The sequence below is a fragment of the Brenneria izadpanahii genome (assembly GCF_017569925.1).
Taxonomy (GTDB): domain Bacteria; phylum Pseudomonadota; class Gammaproteobacteria; order Enterobacterales; family Enterobacteriaceae; genus Brenneria; species Brenneria izadpanahii.
The window spans coordinates 404472-430498 of sequence record NZ_CP050854.1 but is presented as its reverse complement, the minus strand read 5'-3'; the positions used below and the strand labels follow the sequence as shown (position 1 = coordinate 430498).

Sequence of the window (26027 nt, the reverse complement as noted above, 5' to 3'; positions counted from 1 at the left end):
TTAAAATAAACTCACGCTCTACAATGTTTATTAGCACAACTATAACCCCGATAGATTTCAAGATGCAGTCAGGCGGTAACTAAATGATCCTCAAAGACTTAAGCAACGAAGTGGCTGGGGGACTAAAAGCAACCGACACAGTTGCACGCGAAAGATAAAGGGAATAACAATTGAGGAGTAGCAACATGCAGATCAAAGGTATGACACCAACGGCCCTTACGGCTTATGGAATCCAGGATGTCCGCGATATTGTCTACAATCCCAGCTACGATTTACTTTTTCAAGAGGAAATCGACCCAACCCTACAAGGTTATGAACGCGGCACAGAAACCCGGTTGGGAGCAGTAGCCGTCGATACCGGCATTTTTACCGGCCGTTCCCCAAAAGATAAATACATCGTTCGCGATGACGTCACCCGCGATAGCGTATGGTGGTCGGATCAGGGGAAAGGTAAAAATGACAATCATCCGCTGAGTCAGGAAATCTGGACGCATCTCAAACAGATCGTCACCAAACAATTGTCCGGTAAACGTCTGTTTATCGTCGACGCCTTCTGCGGCGCCAACCCGGACAGCCGCCTGAAAGTCCGATTTATTACCGAGGTCGCCTGGCAGGCGCACTTTGTGAAAAACATGTTTATTCGCCCAAGCGATGATGAATTACAGGGTTTCGAACCTGATTTCATCGTCATGAACGGCGCTAAATGCACCAACCCGCAATGGCGGGAACAGGGGCTGAATTCTGAAAACTTTGTCGCCTTCAATCTGACGGAACGTATTCAGTTGATTGGCGGCACCTGGTACGGCGGCGAGATGAAAAAAGGGATGTTCTCCATCATGAACTACCTGCTGCCGCTGAAAGGCATCGCCTCCATGCATTGTTCGGCTAACGTGGGCGAACAAGGCGATGTGGCTGTGTTCTTCGGCCTTTCCGGTACCGGGAAAACCACCCTGTCCACCGATCCCAAACGCAAGTTGATTGGAGATGACGAGCACGGTTGGGATGACGATGGCGTCTTCAACTTTGAAGGCGGCTGCTACGCGAAAACCATTAAACTGTCCAAAGAGGCGGAACCGGATATTTATGGCGCCATCAAGCGCGATGCGCTGCTGGAAAACGTTATGGTATTGGCTGACGGCAACGTTGACTTCAATGACGCGTCAAAAACCGAGAATACCCGGGTTTCCTATCCGATCTACCATATCCAGAATATTGTCAAACCCGTATCCAAGGCCGGACATGCGACAAAAGTCATTTTCCTGACGGCGGATGCATTCGGCGTATTGCCACCGGTATCGCGCCTAACGTCCGACCAGACGCAGTACCATTTCCTGTCTGGCTTCACCGCCAAACTGGCAGGTACGGAACGCGGGGTAACGGAACCGACGCCGACCTTCTCCGCTTGCTTCGGCGCCGCGTTTCTGACGCTGCACCCGACGCAATACGCGGAAGTGCTGGTGAAACGGATGAAAGCGGCAGGCGCTCAGGCATATCTGGTCAATACCGGCTGGAACGGAACCGGAAAACGTATCTCGATAAAAGATACCCGGGGAATTATCGATGCCATCCTGAGCGGCAGCATTGATGATGCAGAAATGCAGACCTTGCCGATCTTCAGTCTGGCGATCCCCAAATCGTTGCCAGGCGTTAATCCTGATATCCTCGATCCGCGCGATACCTATGCGGATCAGGCGCAATGGCAGGAGAAAGCGGAAGATCTGGCCCGTCGGTTTATCACCAATTTTGATAAATACACCGATGCGCCAGCAGGCGCCGCGCTAGTGAAGGCGGGACCGAAGCTGTAACTTCACGACGGTTCTTCACATAAATAAAGGCGCGGCTCCCGCGCCTTTATTCTTGCTACTCTTTCGCTGAACCGCTGTGTGAATCGGAAAGTTCGGGCAGCAAAGGCAAATAGGCCCGCACGCACAGGCCGCCGCGATCGCTGGCGCCGACATCAAGCACGCCGTTATGCGCATCAATGATTCTTTGCACAATCGCCAGCCCTAAGCCGGTGCCGCTGGTGCTGCGCGCGCTGTCGCCCCGCACAAAAGGCTGGAAGAGATGTTTGAGTTGCGCAGGATCGATGCCCGGCCCATCATCCTCGACTTGAAACCAAGCGCGCCGCCCTTCCCGTCCGGTAGTGACTTTTATCCATCCGTTGCCGTAGCGGGTCGCATTCACCACCAGATTGAGCGCGGCGCGTTTAATCGATAACGGACTGACGCGAACCAGCAATTCGCCATCGAAAAACTCGCTGTCAAACTCACGTTCATAACCGCTTTCGTCGGCCACTACCTCGCCCATGATGGCATTGAGGTCGGCCACTTCCGTCTGCATTTCCTGACCGGTGCGCAAATAGTCGATAAACTGTTCAATAATGGCATTGCACTCTTCAATGTCTTTATTGATGGACTCCGCCAGATAGTCATCGCTTTTGTTCATCATTTCCGTTGCCAGACGGATGCGCGTCAACGGCGTGCGCAGGTCATGGCTCACCCCCGCCATCAGCAGGGTGCGATCGTCGGCCAGCAGCTTCACGCCGGACGCCATCTGATTAAAGGCCCGGGTGACCGAACGCACCTCCGAGGCGCCATATTCCCGCAACGGCGGCGGAATGATGCCTTTCCCGACCTGCAGGGCGGCATGTTCCAACTCGACCAACGGACGGTTTTGTACCCGGATAAACAGCCACGCGCCGCCAATCACCAGCAGCATGATCGCCAGCGTGTAACGGAAAAGCGGTGAAAAATCGCCCTGATGAATTTCGGTTAACGGCACCCGCACCCAGATATCCGGCGACAGCCAGGTTTTCAACCATACGACCGGGGTATTTTTACTTACCTCGACCCGGACGTCGGTCGGCCCGCCCAACTGTTGCGCCATCTGCTGGCTCAAGAATTTGTAATGCTGGGCCCAACGCAGGCCGCTCTCCTCCGCCGCGGCATTGGTATATAACGATATACCCAGCTCGCGGTAAATCTCACGACGGAACGCCGGCGGCACTTCCAGAGTAGAGCCGTCCTCCAATTGCAGACTGTCGGTCATCAGCATTCTTACTTCGTAAGCCAGCACCTTATTAAACTGCTGCAAACTCGGTAGGATGGCGAAGTTAAGCACCACCAGATAGGTGGTCACCAGGCTGACAAACAACAATGTGACAATCAGTAACAGCGTCCGGGCAAATGAGCTGCGCGGAGAAAAGCGCCATCGCCTCATGCTTTACTGCCGTCCGGCACAAAGACGTAACCCAGGCCCCAAACCGTTTGGATATAACGCGGATGCGCCGGATCTTCTTCCACCATGCGGCGCAAACGCGAAATCTGCACGTCAATGGAACGTTCCATCGCGCTGTATTCGCGCCCGCGCGCCAGATTCATCAGTTTGTCGCGCGACAGCGGTTCACGCGGATGGCTGACCAGCGCTTTAAGAACGGCGAATTCGCCGCTGGTTAACGGCATTGGCTCATCATCACGGAACATTTCACGCGTGCCCAAATTCAGTTTGAATTTGCCAAAAGCGATAATCGCCTCTTCCTGCGACGGCGCGCCCGGCAGCTCATTGGCCTGACGGCGCAGCACCGCGCGAATGCGGGCCAGCAGTTCGCGCGGATTAAACGGTTTGGGAATGTAGTCGTCCGCGCCGATTTCCAGGCCGACGATACGGTCAACCTCTTCCCCTTTCGCCGTCACCATAATGATGGGCATGGGGTTGCTTTGGCTGCGTAAACGGCGACAAATAGACAGACCGTCTTCACCCGGCAGCATCAGATCCAGCACCATCAGGTGAAATGACTCACGGGTCAATAAACGATCCATCTGTTCAGCATTGGCAACGCTACGTACCTGAAAACCCTGCTCGGTCAGATAACGTTCAAGCAGCGCGCGTAAACGCATATCGTCATCTACAACCAGAATTTTATAGTTCTCTTGCATTCTCTTTCTCCAAAGGCGTAATAGCCGCCGATGCCGCTATTGTTCAGAAACATACGAATTACTGACAGTCGTTTCTGGTATACATTCTAGGCGAAATTGTTACAAAGCATATTAAAACACGTGTAATCAACTATTTCCTTGGTTTAATAATTATAACGATCTAGCCATAAACCGAGTAATTAAAGAAAGGCGATACACAACATATCTGCAACTTGCCATATAAAAGGCATCGCGCTGCCGTATAGGTTGGGGAAAAACAGGAGGGAAATTGGCATTGCCGCGCAGGGAAATCAATGCCAATAGGTGAATTGAATTATCGTCGCTACGATGATTTTTTGGCCGCATCCGCCGACCTCGCCGTTTAACGCCGCGTTAGATGCTCATTAAGCGAGTATTTCCTCCCGCCGCCGCCGTATTGACGCTCAGGGAACGTTCAAGCAGCAAACGCTCCAGCCGGATATCGGTTTCTCCGCTGGCGAAGCCCTGGACCGAGACGATGGCCCCTTGCCGCCCGGCAACCTGCCGGCAAAGCGCGCGCAACGCATCCGTATCGCCATGGTGGATGACGGCATCCAGACGCTGCGTCATCAGCGAATCCTGCGGGGCGATGTCCACTCGCCGCCGGACGCTTTCAGGCAACTGCTGATATATCTCAAGATATTGCGGCGCATCCGGCCACAGAACCCGGCAGCCGACGCTGACGATCGCCGCCAACTGCACCAAAAGATCCTGCGGATCTTCCGCCAGGGCCAGCACCCTTTCGCGGGGCAGCAGCCGGTAGCTATTCTCTTCCCCGGTCGGTCCCGGCAGATAACAAAGCGTGGCGCTCGCGCTGTCGGCCCGAAAGCGCAGGCAAAGCGCGTGAATATCGGGATGACGCCGCGTCGCCCACGCCGTCAGCGCCTCATGCGCGGCCAGCAAACCGGCGCGATCCGGCAGCGCTTCCGGCTCGGCCGCGGCCGTGTAGCGCAGCCCCCGCCACTGCGCATCGGCAGGCCGTTCCGCCAGCAGGCGGTAAAGATAAAGCGGCCCGCCCGCCTTGGGTCCGGTGCCGGACAATCCCTCGCCGCCGAAAGGCTGTACGCCGACCACCGCGCCCACCATGTTCCGGTTGACATACAGATTGCCCGCTTCGACGCTCTCCGTGACCTGGCGGACGGTGCGATCGATGCGCGAGTGAATGCCGAAGGTCAGCCCATAGCCAAGGGCGTTGATCCGCTCAACCAGTGCGGGAAGCTGACCGCTCTCATAGCGCAGCACATGCAGCACCGGCCCGAACACTTCCCGGTCGAGTTCCCCGATGTCATTCAGTTCGATCAGGGCGGGGGTGACAAAGTAGCCGTCGCGGGCTTGCGGCTCGCCGTAAGCGGCCTGGTAGACCTTAAGCCCCCTATCCGTCATGCGTCTGATATGCGCATCGATACCGTTTTTCGCCTCGGCGTCGATCACCGGCCCGATATCGGTGGACAGCCGCTCCGGGTTGCCCAACCGGTATTCGACCATCGCCCCGCGCAGGGCTTCCAGCAGCGTATCGGCGATATCCTGCTGCACGCAGAGCAGCCGCAAGGCGGAACAGCGCTGGCCCGCGCTGTCGAAGGCCGAATTGATGCAATCAATGATGACCTGTTCCGGCAGGGCCGAAGAATCGACAATCATGGCGTTGATCCCGCCCGTTTCGGCGATCAGCGGCACCGGACGGCCGGCGGCGTCGAGCCTGTCGGCAATCTTTCGCTGGATGAGCGACGCGACCGCGGTGGAGCCCGTAAACATGACGCCTTTCACGCGCGCGTCGGCAATCAGCGTTTGCCCGACGGTTTCCCCCAGACCGGGCAGCATCTGCAACACATCATGCGGGATCCCGGCCTCAAGCAGCAGCTTCACCGCCAGGCTGGCGACTAACGGCGTCTGTTCCGCCGGCTTGGCGATGACCGCGTTGCCCGCGGCCAGCGCGGCCGCGATCTGCCCGGTGAAAATAGCCAGCGGAAAATTCCAGGGGCTGATGCACACCACCGTGCCAAGAGGAACATGGGTGGCGTTGTCGAAGGTCGTTTTCACCTGCGCCGCGTAATAATTCAGGAAATCGACCGCTTCGCGCACTTCCGCGACGGCGTTATTAAACGTCTTGCCCGCCTCGCGGACAAGCACGCCGATAAGCGGCCCCATGTTCTGTTCCAGCAGCGCCGCGGCGCGCAGGAGTATATCCGCGCGCCGCGAGGGCGACTCCGCCGCCCAGCGGCCGGCGGCCTTTTCGGCCGCCGCGAGCGACAGCGCGATATCGCCGTCCGCCGCTTCATGCACGTAACCGACGATATCCGCGGGCTCCGCCGGATTGACGACCGCTCTGGGCGCGACGGGAACGGCCTCGCCGGCGATGATGGACGCGGCGGCGACCGGTTCGCGCGAGCTGTGGCGCAAAACGGCGGACAGCTCGCGCAGACAATCCTCGTTATACAGGTTCAGCCCGGCTGAATTTTTTCTGCCATCGCCATAAATGTTGCCGGGCAACGGGATCCCAGGATGGGACGAACCGACGCCCTGCTCCTTCATTCCCAGCGCCTCGACCTTCGCCACCGGATCCGCGATCAGGCTCTCAATGGAGATCGACGGATCGGCGATCTGGTTGACGAAAGAGCTGTTGGAGCCGTTTTCGAGCAAGCGCCGCACCAGATAGGGCAGCAGCGTTTCGTGCGTTCCCACCGGGGCATAGATGCGGCAGGGACGATCCAGTTTATCTTTCCCGACGACGTGCTGATAAAGAGGAACCCCCATGCCATGCAGACATTGGAATTCATACTGATCCGCAACGTAGCGGGAACCGGCCAGGTGATATACGGCGGCCAGCGTGCGGGCGTTGTGCGTGGCGAACTGCGGATAGATATGTTCGGGTGCGGCGAGCAGCGCTCTGGCGCAGGCCAGATAGGAGATATCCGTGTAGACCTTGCGGGTGAAGACGGGATAGTCGTCATGACCGGCGATCTGAGCGCGTTTTATTTCGCTGTCCCAGTAGGCTCCCTTCACCAGGCGCACGCGCAGCCGGCGTTGATGCTTCTTGGCGAGATCCGTCAGATAGTCGATGACGTAGGAACAGCGCTTTTGATACGCCTGCACCACGAAGCCGATGCCGTTCCACGACGCCAGTTCGGGCTCGCCGCACAGTTTGGCCAGCAAATCCAGCGAAATATCCAGGCGCTCCGTTTCTTCGGCGTCGATCGTGATGGCGACATCATAGGAATGCGCCAGCAGCACCAGGGATTTCAGCGCCGGATAAACTTCATTCATTACCCGGTCATATTGATGAAGACTATAGCGCGGGTGCAGCGCCGACAGCTTGAGCGAAAACTCCGCCCCCGCATAGATGCCCTTTCCCCTGGCATGACGACCGATAGCGTGCAGGGCGCTCTGGCATCTCGCGATGTAATTCTCCGCATCGCCGCCGGTCAACGCCGCCTCGCCCAGCATATCGTAGGTATAGGTGAATCCCTGCGCCTCTATTTTTACCGCCTGCTCCAGCGCCTGCGTGATCTTTTCGCCGGTGACGAAATGTTCGCTCATGATATGCATGGCGACGGTCATGGCCTTTCTGATCAACGGCGCCGAACCGGTTTTTATGATTTCTTTCATGCCATGCGCGACCTTGTCCCGATCGCCGGGCCGCACCAGCGACCCGGTAATCAGCAGCCCCCAGGTCGCCGCGTTGACCAGCAGCGAGCGGCTGCCGCCAAGGTGGCGTTTCCAGTCGCGCCCGGCGAGTTTATCGCGGATCAACAGGTCGCGCGTATCGTCATCCGGTATGCGCAATAGCGCCTCGGCCAGGCACATCAGCGCGATGCCTTCCTGTGAAGACAGCGAATATTCCTGCAACAGATTTTGCACCAACGAGGCGCGATCCGCGGATCCCTTATTTCCCCGCAACGCGGATGACAGCGAATAGGCCAGATCGTGCACGCCTTTATTCACCTCGTCCGGCACCCTGGCCCTCGCCAACAGCTTAGGAACCAGCTCCGGCTCGGGTAACGCCCATGCATGGGCGATCGCCATTCTCTGCTTATCCCATTCGCCGGTTTCCGGCATCAGCCCGTGAAAAGGCCGGTAGGATGGTGGTGAACTGAGTTCATTTACGGGGGTTTCTTCTCTATCAGCCGTCATGACAATGTCTCCCTATGAGATACCCAATAAATTGCGCAGCGCCGGACGTTTCCTCTTCCCGCGTTACAGCCCCGCGTCCGGCAGGGAGGAGCGCCGCGCCAGCGCCTGCCGCATAATCGTCTCCACCTGTCGCCGTTCCTGTTCCGGCAAGGGCAGACGCGGCGGCCGCGTCAGCGCGGCCCCCTTCCCATGACGGCTTCACATAGTTTAATGCATTGAACCAGATCCGGCCGCGCATCCAGATGCAGCAACGGCATAAACCACTCGTACAGTTGCATCGCTTCGGCGAAACGGCCCGCCTTGGCGAGGCGGAACAGGGTTTCTTCCTCCTGCGGGAAGGCGTTGGACATGCCGGATACCTAGCCCGCCGCGCCGCACACTTTACCCTGACAGGCGCCCATCCCGCACCGGCTGTATAATATATTGTCTGTCGCCAATCGGCGGCTTGCGTCACCAGCCCCAGCGGTACATTTTCACAGCGGCACAGCAGGGTTTGCGAACGCGGCAGTTGCTTCAGACGCGCATCAAGCCGAAAAGCCTCATCCAACGCCTGGGTTGCGCCGATGATGCCGCTGCCGCCGAAGCGGCGTTCCCGATCTATAGCCGGGCCACCAGCGCGTAGCGCGCGAGCCTGCTGCAGGCGATCGCCGATGAAACCAGGCGCGCCGCATCGGCAAGACTTGATATAATGCCGGCCAATTTCCCCACTAGCATGAGATTGAAAACGAGTGAAAACGAACCTGATCACCCGGGAAGGATACAACAAGCTCAAAGCGGAACATGATCATCTCTGGAATGTGAAACGGCCGGAAATAACCAAAATTGTGTCGTGGGCGGCCAGTCTGGGGGATCGCTCGGAAAATGCCGATTACACTTACAACAAACGCTTATTACGTCAGATTGACCGGCGCGTAAGGTACTTGAGAAAGTGTCTGACCGAACTGCAGATCGTCGATTACTCCCCTCAGCAGGAGGGAAAAGTCTTCTTTGGCGCCTGGGTCGAAATTGAAAATGAAGCCGGTCAGGTAAAACGTTTTCGCATCGTCGGCCCGGATGAAATCTATGGCGAATCAAAAGACTATATTTCTATTGATTCTCCGATGGCGCGCGCGTTGCTGAAAAAAGAGGTCGATGAGGAGTTCACCGTCAACACGCCGGAAGGCGCCAAACAGTGGTTCGTCAATTCTATCGTCTATACCCGGTACGAAGAGGAATAAATAAACCGCCTGCTTAGCGATAGAAAATAACGTCGCCCGTTATCATCATTCCACTCGCCATAATTTACCTTTTAATATCTGGTTGATATCGAGTGGAACAATTTAGATATTATTTCTACACTGACATAAATGTGTCACCTCCATCCCTTACTTTTGGCAACGGTGGGCAACGGAGAACTCTTTATGTTTAGCTTAGATGCCATTCTTCAAGACATTGCACCTGATCGCCACACGCCTTCCTGGCAACGGACCTTATTACGGGCTCTGCTATTCGAGAACCAAATCCAGCAATTCTCCCAACGTTACCCCTATCTGAAAGGGTTGGATCTGGTTGAGCAAATCCTCGATTATTTCCACTTCGACTGTGAGATGGTCGAAGGCGATTTAGAAAATATCCCCAGCCAGGGCCCCGTGGTGCTGGTGGCGAATCATCCGATCGGTTCCCTTGATGGTCTGGCGTTGCTGCGCACGGTCGCCAGCGTCAGGCCCGATGTACGTATCGTCGCCAGCCAACTGCTCTCTTACGTTGAGCCGCTGAAGAACCTGTTCTTTTCAGTCGATAACTTTAATAACCGCACCAAACGCCAGCAGATTAACGCGATACAGCAACATCTTGGTAACGACGGCGCCATTATCGTCTTCCCGGCCGGCGAGGTTTCCCGAATCAGCCTGCAAGGGATCCGCGACGGCCACTGGCACAGCGGTTTTATCCGTATGGCCGGGAAGGCCCGCGCACCGATAGTCCCGATACATATCAGCGGACGCAACAGCGCCTTGTTTTACCTTTCGTCCCTCATCTACCGCCCGCTATCGACGCTGCTGCTGGTCAGGGAAATGTTTCATCAGCAAGGGCATAAGCTCAAAATCCGCATCGGCGCGCGCATTCCCTACGCCGCCTGGAGTCAGGGCGGCCTGCAGGTTAACGATCTGGCGGCCCGTTTCCGCCGCCATGTTTACCGGCTGGGACAAGGAAAATCCGGCTGTTTTGCCGGTGAAAAACCCATCGCGCTGGCTGAAGATCGCGTCCTGTTAAAGCGCGCGCTGGCCGATTGCGAAACCTTGGGGACGACCCCCGACGGTAAAAACGTGTATCTGTATCGCCGGGGAGAAGAAGATTATTCGCCGCTGTTGCGCGAACTCGGACGGCTGCGGGAAATCGCATTCCGCGCCGTAGGCGAAGGATCGGGGCAGCGGCGCGACCTGGATAGCTACGATGACGACTACCTGCATCTTATTTTGTGGGATGAGAGCGAACTGGAAATCGTCGGAGCCTATCGTTTTATTCCAACGGCCCGGCAAATCGCCGAAAAAGGCAAAAATGGCCTGTACAGCCACAGCCTGTTCCATTACGGCGAAGAGATGAATCCAATACTGGCTTCCGGCATCGAACTTGGGCGCAGTTTCATTCAGCCCAAATATTGGGGCAAAAGAGGGTTGGATTATCTCTGGCTGGGCATCGGCGCGTATCTGGCCCGTTATCCGCAGTGCCGTTATCTGTTCGGGCCGGTTTCCTTATCCGGCGCTTTACCGCCAACGGCGCGGGATCTGCTGATTGCTTTTTACCGGCTGCATTTCGCCCCCAGCCAGCAGTTGGCTCACTCCCGCCGTCCGTATCCCGCTTCGCTGCCCGATGTGCTGCAACAGTTTGAGGGCGCCGATTACCAGCAGGATTTAATCCGGCTGAAAAGCATGCTCAGCAATATGGGATGCGGCATCCCCACGCTTTACAAGCAATATTCGGAACTCTGTGAACACGGCGGGGTACAGTTCGTCGATTTCGGTATCGATCCGGATTTCAACAACTGCATCGACGGGCTGGTGTTGGTCGATCTTCAACAGTTGAAACCCTCCCGCTATCAGCGTTACATCGCGCCGTTTATTAAAGCCAATGATGAGGCCGGCATAGCGGAGAAGGATTAAAACAGAGCAAGTTGACCGAGCCTTGCCACGGCCTCGGTTAGCCGATCCTGATGACTGGTCAGGCTCAGCCGGATAAATCCCCGGCCGGCGGGACCAAACCCTTCGCCAGGCGCCGCCAGCACCTGCGCCCGCTCCAGCAACAGATTGGCGAACGTCAGCGAATCATAGCCTTCAGGCACCGGCAGCCAGACAAAAAAAGTCCCCTGCGCCGCCGGCGACGGCCAACCAATATTTCGCAACCCCTCGGTCAATATCCGACGGCGCCGATGGTAAACCGCGCCGATTTCGTCAATGCGCTCCCGCGGCAACGATAACGCGGTTTCCGCCGCATCCTGAATCGCGCCGAAAATCGTACTGTAACTGTTGGTATGCAGCTTATTAAACGCCTGAATAATCGACGCATTGCCCACAGCGAACCCCAAACGCCAACCGGCCATGTTAAAAGTTTTTGATAGCGTGTATGTCTCCACCGCATACTCTTTCGCGCCCGGCGTCTGCAACAGGCTTAAAGGCCGTTCGCCCACGCGGCGGCCCAGTTCGGCGTAAGCGAAATCATGCAGAATGGCGAGCCGATGATGGCGGGCAAACGCCAGCGTCTGTTCGAAAAACGCCCGCGAAGCCACGGCGCCGGTTGGATTATTCGGGTAATTAAGCATCAACAGCGCCGCCTGACGGGCGATATCCGCTGGAACCTGGCGATAATCCGGCAGGAACCCCCGCCGCTCATCGACGGCGATGGTATAAAGCCGGGCCTGCGCCAGCGTCGCCGCCGAACGGTACATCGGATAACAAGGGTCGGTTGTAATAATGGTTTCGCCTGGGTTCACTATCGCCTGAGGGATGCCGATGATGCCGATATGCGATCCCTGAAACAGACACACTTCGGTATCGGGATCCAGTTCGACGCCGTATTCACGCTGATAAAAATTCGCTACCGCCAAACGAGTGCTGCGTTTGCCGAGAAAAGGCGGATAAGCATGATTGGCCGGTTCGCCAATCGCCGAGTGCAGCCGTTCGATCACCTCCGGGGGCGGTAATCCATCCGGGCTGCCTTTGGACAGATCGATCAACGGACGCGTCTCATCGTTCATCAAACGAGCCTGATTCTCTAACCGACTGAACAAATTTTCCGTCAATTGGCCGACTCGCCGGGCAGGAACAAACCAAGGCATGAATTATCCTTCGCAGACGCATAATGAATATCAGTACTATGCCGCTGATAATGCCGAAAAAGAATCGCCGCAATTATAAATAAAAAACATATGACATGATAAATCATTATATTTGTCTTTAGGCGAATAAAACCAGGTAAAAGCAAACGGCTTTCACACCATAATTATTAATTCACCCGTATCATCCACATTAGCAAAAAAGCAGATAAGCAAACATCAAATTCATCGTTTTCAATTAAATTCCGTCATGTTTGAATCACTAAAGCTGTTATTACCAGGCTAATCATTATCACCAATAAAATAATTACTCATTGTTTTTAGGATATTAAAAATGAAATGGCGTATCTCAATATTGTTTTTTTCCGCCGTAGCATTGATGAGCGCCTATGCCGTTCAGGGGGCGGAAGGTGATGGAAAAACGCTGAAGCTGGGCTTCAATCCCGGCCCTTATAAAGAGCAGTTCGCCGAAGGCGTGGCGCCTTATCTGCAACAGAAAGGATATAAAATTGAATACCTTGATTTCAGCGATGGCATCCAGGTCAATAATGCGGTCAATACGGGCGATATCGACGCCAATATCATGCAGCATCCGGTATACCTTCAGTCGGTAAACGAACGGCTGGGCATTGAGAATGTCGGCATCGTGCAAGTGCCTACCCCGCCGATGGGCCTTTATTCGCAAAAGCATCAACAGGCGGACAAACCGGCGCCCGGCACCGTTATCTCTGTTCCCAACCAGCCGTCTAATGAATACCGGGCCGCGTTGTTGCTGCAGGATTTAGGCTGGATAAAAATTGCGGATAATGCGGAGCCCGCTACCTTTTCACAGAAAAATATCAGCGAGAATCCTTATAAAATTGTTTTGAAAGAGATGGATAACGCCCAACAGGTGCGGGCATTGCCCGATGTCGACTATGGCGCGATTCAGGGCAATTTTGCGGTATCAAGCGGTATGAAGCTCAATTCCGCGCTGAAACTCGAAAATCCGACCAAAGGCTTCATTAATGTGGTGACCGTCGCGGGCAGAAATAAAGATGCGCAGTTCGCCAAAGATATTATTTCCGGCTATCACTCCGCGGAATTTAAACAATACATTCAAACTCATCAACAGTATGAAGGTTACCTATTGCCTGACTATTTAAAATAGCGCGCGCGGCAGGAGTGTATGAGTAAAAATAATGATTGAGCTGAAAAATGTAAGTAAAACCTTTCAGCGTAAAGGCATCGCCGTTAACGCGCTACAGAATATTGATTTACGCATAGAGAGAGGCGATATATTTGGCATTATCGGCTATAGCGGCGCGGGGAAAAGCACCTTGCTGCGGATGATCAACGCGCTGGAAACGCCGACAGCCGGCGAGGTCAGCATTAACGGCGTGTCGTTGAATACCTTGCATCAGCGTCAGTTAAGCGCCCTGAAAAGAGATATCGGCATGATCTTCCAGCATTTCAGTTTGCTGAGATCGAAAACCGTTTTTCAAAATGTGGCGATGCCGCTGGTGTTGGCGGGAAAAAGCAAAGCGTTTATCCGTCAGCGGGCGGCCGAGCTGCTGGATTACGTCGGCCTGGGCGATCGCGCCCGCAGTTATCCCAACGAGCTCTCCGGCGGTCAGAAACAGCGCGTCGGCATTGCCCGCGCGCTGGCGATGAATCCGTCCATTCTATTGTGCGACGAGGCGACTTCCGCGCTCGATCCGCAGACTACCGCTCAGATACTCCTGCTACTAAAACGCATTAACCGCGAATACAACATTACGGTGGTGCTGATCACCCATGAAATGTCGGTTATTCAAAAGATCTGCAATAAAGTGGCGGTGATGGAGAAAGGCCGGGTTATTGAACAGGGCGCGGTGATCGATGTTTTCGGCCGGCCCGTCCACCCCGCCACGGTCAATTTTGTCCGCACGGTGATCCAGGATCGCCTGCCGGACAGTCTGGCGCAAACCCTTCATGCGGAAAGCGGCAAGCTGCTGCGCCTTGAGTTTGTCGGGCCATCTGCCGGCCGGCCGGTGATCTGCAACGCGATCAAGAAGTACGACGTAGAGATCACCATCCTGTTTGCCAGCATGTCCGAAGTTCAGGACACCACCCTCGGCTTTATGATGGTGCTGTTGAACGGCGATGAGATGCAGATAGCCCAATCCATGGATTATCTGGCCGCCGCCGGCGTGATTATTCAGGAGCCGTAGCCATGTTTGAAACCGCGATAACCGCCGATCAATTCCTCCTGGCCCTGCACGATACGCTGATCATGGTTAGCGTCTCTCTGGCGCTCGGCTCGCTGTTCGGCATTCCGCTCGGCATTTTATTGGTGGTCACCCGCCCCAGCGGACTGCTGCAAAGCCCGGTGCTGTACGGCGTATTGAACCCGCTGGTAAACATCATTCGTTCGCTGCCGTTCATTATCCTGCTGATCGTCATCCTGCCGTTAACCCGGCTGATCGTGGGCACCACGATAGGCACGCCGGGCGCCACCGTGCCGCTGATTATCTTTATTGCGCCCTATATTTCCCGGCTGGTGGAAAACTCGCTGCTGGAGGTCGATGAAGGCATCATCGAAGCGGCCAAAGCGATGGGCGCCACGCCGCTGCAGACCATTTGGCACTTCATGCTGCCCGAGGCGCTGTCATCGCTGATTCTGGCGCTAACCACCGCGACCATCGGCCTGATTGGCGCAACGGCGATGGCCGGCACCGTGGGCGGCGGCGGAATCGGCGATCTGGCGATCACATACGGCTACCAACGCTTCGACACCTTTGCCACCGTCACCACCGCGCTGGTGCTGATCGCGCTGGTGCAACTGCTGCAATCGCTGGGAAACCATATCGCCCGGCGGATTCGCCGCGAATAGCCGGCAGGCTCGAACGTTAACCGGCACCGGGCGTTCCTTACCAGAGCCTGACGCCATCTCCTTTCATTAACTGGAACTATCATCATGGCTGAAGTAGAAAGTTTTAAATTGGATCACACCAAGGTCAAAGCGCCCTATGTGCGTCTGGCCGGCACGGAAACCAACGATCGCGGCAGCATCGTACAAAAATATGACCTGCGCCTGCTGCAACCCAATCAGAACGCCCTGCCGACTGCGGCGCTGCATACGCTGGAACATCTGCTGGCGACCTGGCTGCGCGATGAACTGCCGGGGATTATCGACGTCTCGCCCATGGGCTGCCGCACCGGCTTTTACCTGATTCTCTGGAATGAGCACAACCCCGGCGATGTCGCCGCCGCGCTGACCAGAGTGCTGGAAAAGGTGCTGACGGCCGACGGCGTTCCCGCCGTTTCACCGCTGGAGTGCGGTAACTACCGCGACCATTCGCTGTTTTCCGCCAAAGAGTACGCCAAAATAGTGCTTGAAGCCGGCATCAGCGACGATCCGTTCCGGGCCTGATCGCCATGTTGACGCTGGATTTCCGCGGCAAAACGGCCATTGTCACCGGCGGTCTGCAGGGCATCGGCCTGGCGATTAGCGATATGTTTTTGCGGGCCGGCGCGCGCGTCGCCATCGGCGATATCGGCTGCGCGCCCGGCCAGCGGCTCAGGGACGCTAACCGCCTTGAAATCCGGGCCGACGTTACCCGGACGCGGGATGCGCAAACGCTGATCGACAGCACGCTCGATCATTTCGGCGCGGTGGACTTCGTTATCAACAACAGCGGCATTTCCGTAATGAGCCGTATTGAACACATAACCGAGGCCGACTGGAACCGGGTCATGGACGTCAACGCGAAGGGCGTTTATCTGGTATCCCAGGCGGCGATTGCGCCGATGCGCAGACAAGGAGGTGGACGCATCATTAATATCGCCTCGCAGGCGGGTAAAAACGGCTATCGGCTGATGGGGCAGTATGTCGCTTCAAAACATGCCGTGCTTGGGTTAACCAAAGTAATGGCGATTGAACTGGCGCGGGACAATATACTGGTCAACGCCGTCTGTCCGGGGATTGTCGAAACCGCCATGAAGCGGCGCGAACGCATTGAAGGCGCGGCATTACGGGGAATGACGGCCGACGATATTCTGGCGGAAGACTGCTCGCAAATTCCCCTCGGCCGCACGGCGCAACCGCAGGACGTGGCGAATGTGGTGGCCTTTCTTGCCAGCCCGCTCTCATCCTATATGACCGGACAGGCGTTGAACGTCACCGGCGGCATGACCATGCACTGACCGCGCAATCTCCCGCCGTATTCCCTTATCTGAATGCTTTCTCCTGTCTGGAAACGCCGTCACAACATCGGTTCACAATTTTACCGCGCGCTTAGCCGTCTCATTCAGCGTAATGCGTGTATGCTTTTTTCAGTGTAGTGATTCTCAATCGGGAAAATGGTCATTCATCTGAAAGGAGCGAAAGAGTATGAAACAATCCGTTGCCGCTTTAGTAGCAAAAACTCTGGAAAGCGCTGGCGTAAAGCGCATTTGGGGCGTAACCGGGGATTCGCTTAACGGGCTGAGCGATAGCCTGAATCGCATGGGCACCATCGAATGGATGCCCACGCGTCATGAAGAGGTGGCCGCATTCGCCGCCGGCGCAGAAGCGCAGATTAGCGGCGAGTTGGCGGTTTGCGCCGGTTCATGTGGCCCCGGCAACCTGCATTTGATTAACGGCCTGTTTGATTGTCACCGCAATCACGTTCCGGTTCTCGCCATCGCGGCACATATTCCTTCCAGTGAAATCGGCAGCAACTACTTCCAGGAAACCCATCCGCAGGAGCTATTCCGCGAATGCAGCCACTACTGCGAACTGGTTTCCAATCCTGAACAGTTGCCGCAGGTGTTGGGCATCGCGATGCGCAAAGCGATCCTCAACCGCGGCGTTTCCGTTGTGGTGCTGCCCGGCGATGTGGCGCTAAAACCCGCGCCGGAAGAGGCGACATCAGACTGGTATCCGCCACAGCTCCCCATCGTCCAGCCAAACGAAAGCGAGATGGGCAAGTTGGCCGACCTATTGAACGAAGCGAAAAATATCACGCTGATGTGCGGCAGCGGCTGTGCGGGCGCGCATGACGAAGTAGTGCAACTGGCCGAGGTGCTGAAGGCGCCGGTGGTACACGCGCTGCGCGGCAAGGAATACATTGAATATGACAACCCGTACAGCGTCGGCATGACCGGTCTGATTGGCTTCTCATCCGGCTACCATGCGATGATGAGTGCCGACACGCTGGTGCTGCTGGGCACCCAGTTCCCTTATCGCGCCTTCTACCCGACCAATGCCGCCATCATTCAAATCGATATCAATCCCGGCAGCCTCGGTTCGCACTGCCACGTCGACATGGCGCTGATCGGCGATATCAAATCCACGCTGACCGCGCTGCTGCCGCGCTTAACAGTGAAAACCAAACGCGATTTTCTCGACAAAGCGTTGAAACACTATGCCGATGCGCGTAAAGAGCTCGACGATCTGGCGACGGCCAATGATAAACAGGCGATCCACCCGCAGTATCTGGCGCAGCAGATCAGCCGCTATGCCAGTGAGGACGCCATTTTCACCTGCGACGTGGGTACGCCGACCGTATGGGCGGCGCGCTATTTGAAAATGAACGGCAAACGCCGCCTTATCGGCTCGTTCAGCCACGGTTCGATGGCCAATGCAATGCCGCAGGCGCTGGGCGCGCAATCGCTCAATCGCGAACGCCAGGTCATTTCGCTGAGCGGCGACGGCGGGTTCAGCATGCTGATGGGGGATTTTCTATCTATCGCCCAGCTCAAGCTGCCGGTGAAAATCGTGGTGTTTAACAACAGCGTGCTGGGATTCGTCGCCATGGAAATGAAGGCCGGCGGTTACCTGACGGACGGCACCGAGTTGGAAAATCCCAACTTCGCCGCTATCGCCAACGCCTGCGGCGTCAAGGGAATCCGCGTGGAGAAAGCCTCTGAGCTAAACGCCGCGCTGGAAGAGGCGTTTGCCTACGACGGCCCGGTGTTGATCGACGTTATCACCGCCACCTCGGAGCTGGCGATGCCGCCGCAAATCAAACTGGATCAGGCGAAAGGCTTCAGTCTTTATATGCTGCGCGCCATTATCAACGGACGCGGCGATGAAGTGATTGAACTGGCTAAAACCAACTGGCTGCGTTAAAACCGCAGCGGCGCTGACCGGGGCCGCTGCGGCTTCGCGGCTCCCGGAACAGCGAATGACTCAACGCGTCAGGACATCAATTACGCGCCCGCGTTATTTATCCAAGCGGGAAACATAATCCCGGCGCGGCTGGCCGGTGTAAATCTGGGTGGGTCGATAAATTTTGAGCTCCTGCTCATGCATTTCATTCCAGTGGGCGATCCACCCCACGGTACGGCCAACGACGGAGATCACGGTAAACATGGATGACGGCAGCCCCATCGCCTTCAGAATAACCGCGGTATAAAAATCGGCGCTGGGATACAGTTTATTTTCCAGGAAGTAAGGATCGGTGATGGCGATGTGCTCCAGTTCGATGGCGACCTGCAACAGGCTATCTTCCATCCCCAGTTCGCTGAGTACGTCGTAACAGGTTTTACGCAGAATGGCGGCCCGCGGATCAAAATGTTGATAGACCGAATTGCCGAATCCCATCAGCCGCAGCGAATTGCGCCGATCCTTCGCCTGACGCACAAATTCGGGAATACGATCCACGGTTTTGATCTCTTCCAGCATACGCATACAGGCTTCGTTCGCGCCGCCATGCAACGGCCCCCACATGGAAGCCAGCCCCGCCGCGATACAGGCGAACGGATTGGCGCCGGATGAGCCGGAGGCGCGAACCGCCATGGTGGACGGACACTGGCCGTGGTCGGCATGCAGAATCAGGATTTGGTTCATTGCGCTTTCCAGCACCGGGTTCACCTCATATTTTTCCGCCGGAATGGAAAACAGCATATGCAGGAAATTGCCGGTATAGGAAAGCGAATTGCGCGGATAAACGGCAGGCTGTTCGATAGAGTATTTGTAGCTCATCGCCGCCAGCGTCGGCATCTTCGACAGCAGCCGGACCGCCGCCAGTTCACGGTGTTCCACGTTATCGATATCCAGCACATCATGGTAGAACGAGGCCAAAGCCCCGACGACCCCGCACATCAGCGCCATCGGATGGGCGTCGCGGCGAAAACCGCTGAACATACGGCTAATCTGCTCATGAACCAGGGTATGGCGGGTAATGGTATTGGCGAATTTGGCGTACTCTTCCTTCGTAGGCGCTTCGCCGTGCAGCAGGATATAACAGACTTCGGTAAAGTCGCATTGAGCGGCCAGTTGTTCGACAGGAAAGCCCCGATGTAACAACACGCTGTTGGCGGCGTCAATGTAGGTAATCGCCGATTCACACCCTGCCGTATTGGCGAATCCGGGATCGTAGCTACATAACCCCTGCTCGCCTAACGGACGGATATCCACGCCATTTTTTCCCATCACCCCCGAACGAATATTCAGCGTGACATCTTCCTGCCCGTCGACTATCAGGGTGGACTTTTTTGCTGTCATTGATTATCTCTCCTGACCGAATAAGTAATCGTGGTTGTTATCTTTTGCCAGGGCCGGCAAACGTCATACCCCGCCGTTGAACAACGCTACTGTTTATTTAATACGCTAAAAAGGCCGCGCGGTTATAATAATCTTACGTTATATTGATTTAGATAAAGTTTACCCTACCCGCCTCCCCATTACCGCTAGTTTGAAGAGCCGGATATTTGAAGCTACCACAATCGGGCATCCTTGTGGGAACGCTATCCCCCCTTTTTCTCAAGCGGGTACGGCTGGTATTTTCCGCCGCCAATCCGTATAACTGTCCTCCAGTTGTTTAACCCATTAATTGATGACCATCGATATCAGACCTATGAATGATTCATTAAGCCAGATTATCGCCAGCGAATTGCAGGCCAGAACGGAGCAGGTGGACGCCGCTGTCCGCCTGCTGGACGAAGGAAACACCGTCCCTTTTATCGCACGTTACCGTAAGGAAGTGACCGGCGGGCTGGACGACACCCAGTTGCGTCAGTTGGAAACCCGGTTGAGTTACCTGCGTGAACTGGAAGATCGGCGCCAGACAATTCTGAAATCCATCGACGAGCAGGGAAAACTGACCGAACAACTCGCCAAGGCCATTAACGGCACGCTGAGCAAAACCGAACTGGAAGATCTCTATCTGCCTTACAAGCCCAAACGCCGCACCCGCGGACAGATTGCGATTGAAGCCGGGCTGGAGCCGCTGGCCGACGGACTATGGCAGGATCCCGGCCAGGAGCCGGAGCAGGCGGCGCAGGCTTACGTCGATGCCGACAAAGGCGTGGCGGATGTGAAGGCCGCGCTGGATGGCGCGCGTTATATTCTGATGGAGCGTTTCGCCGAAGATGCGGCGCTGCTGGCCAAAGTGCGCCGCTATCTGTGGAAAAACGCCCATCTGGTTTCCAAAGTGGTCGACGGGAAAGAGGAAGAAGGCGCAAAATTCCGCGACTATTTCGATCACCACGAACCCGTTTCCCAGGTGCCGTCCCACCGTGCGCTGGCCATGTTCCGCGGCCGCAACGAAGGGATATTGCAACTGTCGCTGAATGCCGATCCGCAATTTGAAGAAGCGCCGCGTGAAAGCCAGTGCGAACAGATTATTATCGACCACCTGAATCTGCGTCTGGGTAACGCGCCGGCGGACAGTTGGCGGCGCGCGGTCATCAACTGGACCTGGCGCATTAAAATCCTGCTGCATCTCGAAACCGAGCTGATGGGCAGCGTGCGTGAAAAAGCGGAAGAGGAGGCGATCAACGTATTCGCCCGCAATATGCACGATCTGCTGATGGCGGCTCCGGCCGGCATGCGCGCCACCATGGGGCTGGATCCGGGTTTGCGTACCGGCGTAAAAGTCGCGGTGGTGGACGCCACCGGGAAGCTGGTCGCCACCGACACGATTTATCCTCACACCGGCCAGGCCGCCAAAGCAGCGGCCATCGTTGCCGCCCTGTGCATCAAACATCAGGTCGAACTGGTGGCGATCGGCAACGGCACCGCGTCGCGCGAAACCGAGCGTTTCTTCCTGGATACGCAAAAACAGTTCCCTGAGGTGAAAGCGCAGAAGGTTATCGTCAGCGAAGCCGGCGCTTCGGTCTATTCGGCATCGGAACTGGCCGCGCAGGAATTCCCCGATCTGGACGTTTCCCTGCGCGGCGCGGTCTCCATCGCCCGCCGCCTGCAGGATCCGCTGGCCGAACTGGTGAAAATCGACCCGAAATCCATCGGCGTCGGCCAGTATCAGCATGACGTCAGCCAGAGCCTGCTGGCGAAAAAGCTGGACGCGGTGGTGGAAGACTGCGTGAACGCCGTCGGCGTCGATCTGAACACCGCGTCGGTTGCGCTGCTGACCCGCGTGGCGGGCCTAACGCGGATGATGGCGCAGAACATTGTGGCATGGCGCGACGAAAACGGCCGATTCCGCAGCCGGGAACAGTTGCTGAAGGTCAGCCGCCTGGGACCGAAAGCCTTTGAACAGTGCGCCGGCTTTCTGCGCATCAATCACGGAGACAATCCGCTGGACGCCTCCACCGTTCACCCGGAAGCCTATCCGGTGGTGGAACGAATACTGGCGGCCACTGAACAGGCGCTGCGAGATCTGATGGGCAACCCCGCCGCGCTGCGTAACCTGAAAGCGGCGGATTTCACCGACGAACGCTTTGGCGTTCCGACGGTGAGCGACATTATCAAAGAGCTGGAAAAACCGGGACGCGACCCCCGGCCGGAGTTCAAAACCGCCAGCTTCGCCGACGGCGTGGAAACCCTTAACGATCTGACGCCGGGCATGATCCTGGAAGGATCGGTGACCAACGTCACCAACTTCGGCGCCTTTGTCGATATCGGCGTTCATCAGGACGGTCTGGTGCATATCTCTTCGCTGGCCGATCGCTTTGTCGACGATCCGCACAAGGTAGTGAAAGCCGGAGATATCGTGAAAGTGAAAGTGATGGAGGTTGATCTGCAACGCAAGCGCATCGCGCTGACCATGCGGCTGGACGAACAGCCCGGCGAAACCGCTTCGCGGCGCGGCGGCGCGCGCGAGAACAACGCGCCGGGCAACCGTCCGGCAGGCAAATCCCGCTCCCGTCCGGCCAATTCCCCTGCGGCAGGCAACAGCGCCATGAGCGACGCGCTGGCCGCGGCGTTCAAAAAGCGCTGAATCTGTATCGCAGCGTGTATGGCGAGCAGGATTTACGCCATGCACGCTGCGGCATTAGCCTGGTATCGGGCTGGCTATTTCAAGATCTCAGGAATATATCCATCTTTGATAAAAGATTGCGGTGGTTATCGCTATGACAAACCTTTGGCGAATATTCAAACAGATTGGATCTGTAGCAGAAAAAAGGTAATGTAGCACCAAGTGCTATATCTAAGGGTAACAGGATGTCAGCCTGATGCGCGTATTCAAAACCAAATGGTTTACTAAAGCAGCTAAATCTCATTCAATCAAAGATAGCGAGCTATGCCGGGCTATTGAAGCCGTTGTGCAAGGAAAAGCAAGCGATCTTGGCGGCGGAGTCTATAAAAAACGCCTTAACCGGAATCGCGATCGCGCCATCATATTGGCTAAAGGCGGGGAACATTGGTTCTATACTTTCCTCTATGCCAAACAGGACATGGCAAACATTGCCGATAGCGAATTAGCGAGCTTCCGAGAATTGGCAAAACATTATTCCAGCCTTTCAGATGAAAAGATTACAGAGCTGATTATGCGTAAAGAACTGGTGGAGATTGGCTATGACCACAAAAAGTAAATTCAAAAGTCCTGCATTTGAAGCAATCCATAGTGCGGCTTCCGGGTTATTCAGCGTTGGCGCGATCCCACAGGAAACGATGCGTAATTTTGATAAAACCTGCATCTGTAGTGTTAATGATCTAAAGCCATTGGAGATCAAAGCATTACGTGAAAAACTCAATGTAAGTCAATCGGTTTTCGCTCATTATCTGAATACCAGTGTTTCAACGGTCCAGAAATGGGAAACCGGGGTAAAACGCCCTAGCGGGCTATCTCTGAAGTTGCTGTCGGTGGTACAAAAACACGGGCTGAAAGTATTGATGTAACATCAGCCCGTTAGTACCGTACGAAGGAAAGTCTCCGGCCAACCGCGAACAACTGCCGCTATTCCCCCCGCAGCGCCGTCGCCGGCGACTGACGGTAGGCCAGCATGGCGGGCAGCGTCAGCACCGCGGCGGCAACCAGTAACAGAATCAGCACGAACGTCACGTCCTCCCGCTCCAGCGTAATGGGCAGCACAAAACCGCTTTTTTCGCTCATTACCACGGCGATAGCGCGTGCGGCGGCATAGCCGACGCCGACCCCCAATAGCACCCCGGCGCCGACCAGCGACATCAGTCCGCACCAGATAAGCGCGAAAATACCGTAACGCGGCGCGCCGAATGCGCGCAGAGCGCCAATCTGTCTTTGCCGCTGTTTCAGATGGATCACCGCCACCATCGCCACCGCCACGCCAACCAGCGCCTGAGTGCCCAGCGAGATGTAAACCAGCAGTTCCCTGATATCACCCAGAATGGAATAGAGCTTCACCAAAACTTCACCAGGGAAGACCGCCAGCGTCGAGTTGTTGCGGTACAGTGAGCGCAGCTGATAGGCTCCGGCAATGGTCTTGGGTTTCACCACAATGGCCGGCACGCCCGCCGGATGGCTATGTTCATCCGCATGATCCGCTTCGCCTTCATGATGATGCACTTCATCGTCGTCGTGGCGTTCGCCGCCTGCCTCATGATGTTCATCCGCCTCATGGCTATCGTGCCCGTCTTCTCCCTCATGCGGATGAATGCCATGAACCAGCCAGACTGCATTCACCGGCACCAGAATCGCCTTATCCCATGCGCTGCCATCCGCGGGTAAAATGCCCACCACGGTATAACTCACCCCTTCATGCGCATGAGCGCCCTCCGTGCCGATTTGCCCATGCACGGGACTAAAGGTATCCCCCAGCGCCAGGCCGGTATTCGCCCCCGCCACCGCTTCAAAATTTTGGTTGAATACCCGTCCGGCCGCCAGTCGGCGTTTGCCGTTATCCGTCACCAGCGGCGCCGTGGTGCCGACAATCGGCATCCCCTGATAGAAATCGCCGAACGCTATCGGCGCCGCCCAGGCAACCAGCGGATTTTTCGCCAGATCGTCCAGTATCTGCGCGGGGATCAGCGTCAGCGCCGAAGGTTGCAGAAAAACCGACGATAACACCAGTTGGGTTTCGCTTCCCGGCGCGCCGATGACTAAATCAAAACGCTCCGCCGCCTTGGCGCTTCCCATACGCAGCGCCCTTTCCTGCAAGCTGACGGAGATACTCAACGCCGTGGCCATCGCAATCAACAGCACCACGACAAGCACGCCGGGCCACAATCGGCGCCAGTCTACCCAGATCAAACGCCATGGGATCATGATTTCGCCTCCTGTCGATCGCTGTCGCTATCCGCAACCAGCCGCCCTTTTTCCAATTGCAGACAACGCGTCATCTGCGATGCCAAACGTTTATCGTGGGTGATCGCAACCAGCGTGGCGTTATTGTCGCGCGCCAGCGTCGCCAGCAGATCGGCGATTTGCTCGCCGCTGTGCGCATCCAGACTTGCCGTCGGCTCATCCGCCACAATAATTTCCGGCGAGCTCAATAACGCTCTGGCGACGGCCACCCGCTGTTTCTCGCCGCGGGACAGCACTTCAACCGGACGGCCGCCGGTTGACAATCCGACCTGCGACAGCAAATCTGCCGCGCGTTTTCTTAGCTCGCCCGGTATTCGCCAGTAATGAAAATGCATAGGCAGCAATACGTTTTCCAACGCGTTCATTCCGGGAAAGAGATGGAAATCCTGCATGACCAGGCCCACATGTCCGGCCCGCCAGCGATCGCGTTCGGCTTCATTTAGCCGCCGGATATCCTGCCGCGCCCAGAGCACGCTGCCCGTACCGCTGTTATCCATACCGGTAATGGCATTCACCAGCGTGGTTTTTCCCGAACCGGAAGGCCCCATTACCGCGACCAGCGAACCCGCGGCAATATGCAGCGCCGGAATATCCAGCACGGCATCAGAGGTATCAGGGAAAGTGACGTTCAGCCCCTGGATCAGTAATTCAGCCATGGTTTCTCCTACAAAGTGTCGAATGTCGCTTCACGCATCCGCAGCAGGCTGACAAAACCGGTTTCCGGATCGGTCCATGAGCCATACTCCAGCACGCCTTCCACCTCAATCATGGTGTTGTTCTGGACGAAGGTTTGCCGTTTGGCCAGATAGATCACGACGATGTCTTCCGGCCAGTCGGCGTCGGAAGAACAGAAAGGACACAATGCCATCGGCATTTTGGTTAATACGAAGAATTGCGACTCGGCTTTCAGCGGCGGCGCCATAAAACCGCGCATCCTTATCCGTTTGCCGGATAACGCTTTAACCTCATCGGAGAATTCCAGCCCCAATACGCCATAGGACGAATAGAGCTTGTCGAAAGAGAGTTCCGGCGGCGCCGCTTTTATTTGCGCCGACAGCGCCAGCAACACGATCAGCAAGACGGCTTTCAACCAGATAAATAGCGGGATTTTGCCCACTTCCGTTTGATACCGGCACTTACCCCACCCCAACCCTCCCCTTCGCAGGGGAGGGAGTGAAGCAGCTCCTTCCCATTCCAACCCTCCCCTTCGTAAGAGAGGGAGCG

20 protein-coding genes and 1 pseudogene are annotated in these 26027 nt (G+C 56.3%); 12 read left to right on the top strand and 9 right to left on the bottom strand.

All coding sequences use genetic code 11. The annotated features are described in order from the left end of the window. Window positions 1–185 precede the first annotated feature (185 nt). A complete protein-coding gene (gene pckA, locus HC231_RS01915; protein WP_208229498.1) occupies window positions 186–1805 on the top strand; it encodes a phosphoenolpyruvate carboxykinase (ATP) in 1620 nt (539 codons plus the stop codon). Window positions 1806–1860: 55 nt separating this feature from the next. On the opposite strand, the gene envZ is transcribed toward pckA, so the two are convergent. The 4 genes and pseudogenes from envZ to HC231_RS23810 form a co-directional block, all read right to left on the bottom strand. Next, window positions 1861–3219, bottom strand: coding sequence for a two-component system sensor histidine kinase EnvZ (gene envZ / locus HC231_RS01910; protein ID WP_208229497.1), 1359 nt, complete (start codon window positions 3217–3219; stop codon window positions 1861–1863). Next, the gene (gene ompR, locus HC231_RS01905; RefSeq protein ID WP_005969424.1) at window positions 3216–3935 is read right to left on the bottom strand and encodes an osmolarity response regulator transcription factor OmpR; all 720 of its coding nucleotides are present in this window, start codon (window positions 3933–3935) and stop codon (window positions 3216–3218) included. The genes envZ and ompR overlap by 4 nt, the downstream gene beginning before the upstream one ends. 372 nt (window positions 3936–4307) lie before the next feature. Then, window positions 4308–8081, bottom strand: a complete 3774-nt coding sequence (gene putA, locus HC231_RS01900) for a trifunctional transcriptional regulator/proline dehydrogenase/L-glutamate gamma-semialdehyde dehydrogenase (RefSeq protein ID WP_208229496.1) — start codon at window positions 8079–8081, stop codon at window positions 4308–4310. Between the two features lie 63 nt (window positions 8082–8144). Further along, a pseudogene (locus HC231_RS23810) lies at window positions 8145–8440 on the bottom strand (dihydrodipicolinate synthase family protein); the annotation flags it as partial. A gap of 369 nt (window positions 8441–8809) precedes the next feature. Here HC231_RS23810 and greB point away from each other — a divergent pair. Both greB and olsF read left to right on the top strand, forming a co-directional pair. Beyond that, window positions 8810–9298, top strand: a complete 489-nt coding sequence (gene greB, locus HC231_RS01890) for a transcription elongation factor GreB (RefSeq protein WP_208229494.1) — start codon at window positions 8810–8812, stop codon at window positions 9296–9298. A gap of 183 nt (window positions 9299–9481) precedes the next feature. Continuing rightward, entirely contained in the window at window positions 9482–11218 is a 1737-nt protein-coding gene (olsF, locus tag HC231_RS01885) for a bifunctional ornithine lipid synthase OlsF (RefSeq protein ID WP_208229493.1), read from the top strand. On the opposite strand, the gene HC231_RS01880 is transcribed toward olsF, so the two are convergent. After that, window positions 11215–12390: an aminotransferase class I/II-fold pyridoxal phosphate-dependent enzyme gene (locus HC231_RS01880; protein ID WP_208229492.1), complete on the bottom strand. Its 1176-nt coding sequence runs from the start codon at window positions 12388–12390 to the stop codon at window positions 11215–11217. The genes olsF and HC231_RS01880 overlap by 4 nt on opposite strands. Before the next feature lie 376 nt (window positions 12391–12766). Between HC231_RS01880 and HC231_RS01875 the strand changes: the two genes are divergently transcribed. The 6 genes from HC231_RS01875 to poxB all read left to right on the top strand — a co-directional run bounded on the left by HC231_RS01875 (window position 12767) and on the right by poxB (window position 18463). Then, window positions 12767–13537, top strand: a complete 771-nt coding sequence (locus HC231_RS01875; RefSeq protein WP_246494783.1) for a MetQ/NlpA family ABC transporter substrate-binding protein — start codon at window positions 12767–12769, stop codon at window positions 13535–13537. A gap of 31 nt (window positions 13538–13568) precedes the next feature. Next, window positions 13569–14579: a methionine ABC transporter ATP-binding protein gene (locus HC231_RS01870; RefSeq protein ID WP_208229490.1), complete on the top strand. Its 1011-nt coding sequence runs from the start codon at window positions 13569–13571 to the stop codon at window positions 14577–14579. 2 nt (window positions 14580–14581) lie between these two features. Beyond that, the gene (locus HC231_RS01865) at window positions 14582–15241 is read left to right on the top strand and encodes a methionine ABC transporter permease (protein WP_208229489.1); all 660 of its coding nucleotides are present in this window, start codon (window positions 14582–14584) and stop codon (window positions 15239–15241) included. Between the two features lie 84 nt (window positions 15242–15325). Continuing rightward, complete coding sequence (locus HC231_RS01860) at window positions 15326–15781, top strand: S-ribosylhomocysteine lyase (RefSeq protein WP_208229488.1); 456 nt, start codon at window positions 15326–15328, stop codon at window positions 15779–15781. Window positions 15782–15786: 5 nt separating this feature from the next. Beyond that, on the top strand, window positions 15787–16554 hold the full coding sequence (locus HC231_RS01855) for an SDR family NAD(P)-dependent oxidoreductase (RefSeq protein WP_208229487.1): 768 nt from the start codon (window positions 15787–15789) through the stop codon (window positions 16552–16554). A 187-nt stretch (window positions 16555–16741) separates the two neighbouring features. Beyond that, entirely contained in the window at window positions 16742–18463 is a 1722-nt protein-coding gene (poxB, locus tag HC231_RS01850) for a ubiquinone-dependent pyruvate dehydrogenase (RefSeq protein ID WP_208229486.1), read from the top strand. A 93-nt stretch (window positions 18464–18556) separates the two neighbouring features. On the opposite strand, the gene HC231_RS01845 is transcribed toward poxB, so the two are convergent. Continuing rightward, complete coding sequence (locus HC231_RS01845) at window positions 18557–19840, bottom strand: citrate synthase (RefSeq protein ID WP_208229485.1); 1284 nt, start codon at window positions 19838–19840, stop codon at window positions 18557–18559. A 352-nt stretch (window positions 19841–20192) separates the two neighbouring features. On the opposite strand from HC231_RS01845, the gene HC231_RS01840 reads away from it, so the two are divergent. The 3 genes from HC231_RS01840 (at window position 20193) to HC231_RS01830 (ending at window position 23419) form a co-directional block, all read left to right on the top strand. Further along, window positions 20193–22517, top strand: a complete 2325-nt coding sequence (locus HC231_RS01840; protein WP_208229484.1) for a Tex family protein — start codon at window positions 20193–20195, stop codon at window positions 22515–22517. Window positions 22518–22752: 235 nt separating this feature from the next. Next, window positions 22753–23112 carry a type II toxin-antitoxin system RelE/ParE family toxin gene (locus HC231_RS01835; protein WP_208229483.1) on the top strand — a complete coding sequence of 120 codons (360 nt, stop codon included), beginning with the start codon at window positions 22753–22755 and terminating at the stop codon, window positions 23110–23112. Next, window positions 23096–23419: a helix-turn-helix domain-containing protein gene (locus HC231_RS01830; protein WP_208229482.1), complete on the top strand. Its 324-nt coding sequence runs from the start codon at window positions 23096–23098 to the stop codon at window positions 23417–23419. The genes HC231_RS01835 and HC231_RS01830 overlap by 17 nt, the downstream gene beginning before the upstream one ends. Before the next feature lie 58 nt (window positions 23420–23477). Here HC231_RS01830 and HC231_RS01825 read toward each other — a convergent pair whose 3' ends face one another. The 3 genes from HC231_RS01825 to HC231_RS01815 are packed head-to-tail and all read right to left on the bottom strand — an operon-like array spanning window position 23478 to window position 25953. Further along, complete coding sequence (locus HC231_RS01825) at window positions 23478–24764, bottom strand: ABC transporter permease (RefSeq protein ID WP_208229481.1); 1287 nt, start codon at window positions 24762–24764, stop codon at window positions 23478–23480. Further along, a complete protein-coding gene (locus HC231_RS01820) occupies window positions 24761–25459 on the bottom strand; it encodes an ABC transporter ATP-binding protein (protein ID WP_208229480.1) in 699 nt (232 codons plus the stop codon). The genes HC231_RS01825 and HC231_RS01820 overlap by 4 nt, the downstream gene beginning before the upstream one ends. A gap of 8 nt (window positions 25460–25467) precedes the next feature. Then, a complete protein-coding gene (locus HC231_RS01815; RefSeq protein WP_208229479.1) occupies window positions 25468–25953 on the bottom strand; it encodes a hypothetical protein in 486 nt (161 codons plus the stop codon). Window positions 25954–26027: the final 74 nt, after the last annotated feature.

Bases quoted from the DNA above. Each gene is read 5' to 3' on its own strand.
- pckA (WP_208229498.1), top strand. From the start codon at position 186: ATGCAGATCAAAGGTATGACACCAACGGCCCTTACGGCTTATGGAATC.
- envZ (WP_208229497.1), bottom strand. From the start codon at position 3,219: ATGAGGCGATGGCGCTTTTCTCCGCGCAGCTCATTTGCCCGGACGCTG.
- ompR (WP_005969424.1), bottom strand. From the start codon at position 3,935: ATGCAAGAGAACTATAAAATTCTGGTTGTAGATGACGATATGCGTTTA.
- putA (WP_208229496.1), bottom strand. From the start codon at position 8,081: ATGACGGCTGATAGAGAAGAAACCCCCGTAAATGAACTCAGTTCACCA.
- olsF (WP_208229493.1), top strand. From the start codon at position 9,482: ATGTTTAGCTTAGATGCCATTCTTCAAGACATTGCACCTGATCGCCAC.
- HC231_RS01880 (WP_208229492.1), bottom strand. From the start codon at position 12,390: ATGCCTTGGTTTGTTCCTGCCCGGCGAGTCGGCCAATTGACGGAAAAT.
- HC231_RS01875 (WP_246494783.1), top strand. From the start codon at position 12,767: ATGAGCGCCTATGCCGTTCAGGGGGCGGAAGGTGATGGAAAAACGCTG.
- HC231_RS01870 (WP_208229490.1), top strand. From the start codon at position 13,569: ATGATTGAGCTGAAAAATGTAAGTAAAACCTTTCAGCGTAAAGGCATC.
- HC231_RS01865 (WP_208229489.1), top strand. From the start codon at position 14,582: ATGTTTGAAACCGCGATAACCGCCGATCAATTCCTCCTGGCCCTGCAC.
- HC231_RS01860 (WP_208229488.1), top strand. From the start codon at position 15,326: ATGGCTGAAGTAGAAAGTTTTAAATTGGATCACACCAAGGTCAAAGCG.
- HC231_RS01855 (WP_208229487.1), top strand. From the start codon at position 15,787: ATGTTGACGCTGGATTTCCGCGGCAAAACGGCCATTGTCACCGGCGGT.
- poxB (WP_208229486.1), top strand. From the start codon at position 16,742: ATGAAACAATCCGTTGCCGCTTTAGTAGCAAAAACTCTGGAAAGCGCT.
- HC231_RS01845 (WP_208229485.1), bottom strand. From the start codon at position 19,840: ATGACAGCAAAAAAGTCCACCCTGATAGTCGACGGGCAGGAAGATGTC.
- HC231_RS01840 (WP_208229484.1), top strand. From the start codon at position 20,193: ATGAATGATTCATTAAGCCAGATTATCGCCAGCGAATTGCAGGCCAGA.
- HC231_RS01835 (WP_208229483.1), top strand. From the start codon at position 22,753: ATGCGCGTATTCAAAACCAAATGGTTTACTAAAGCAGCTAAATCTCAT.
- HC231_RS01830 (WP_208229482.1), top strand. From the start codon at position 23,096: ATGACCACAAAAAGTAAATTCAAAAGTCCTGCATTTGAAGCAATCCAT.
- HC231_RS01825 (WP_208229481.1), bottom strand. From the start codon at position 24,764: ATGATCCCATGGCGTTTGATCTGGGTAGACTGGCGCCGATTGTGGCCC.
- HC231_RS01820 (WP_208229480.1), bottom strand. From the start codon at position 25,459: ATGGCTGAATTACTGATCCAGGGGCTGAACGTCACTTTCCCTGATACC.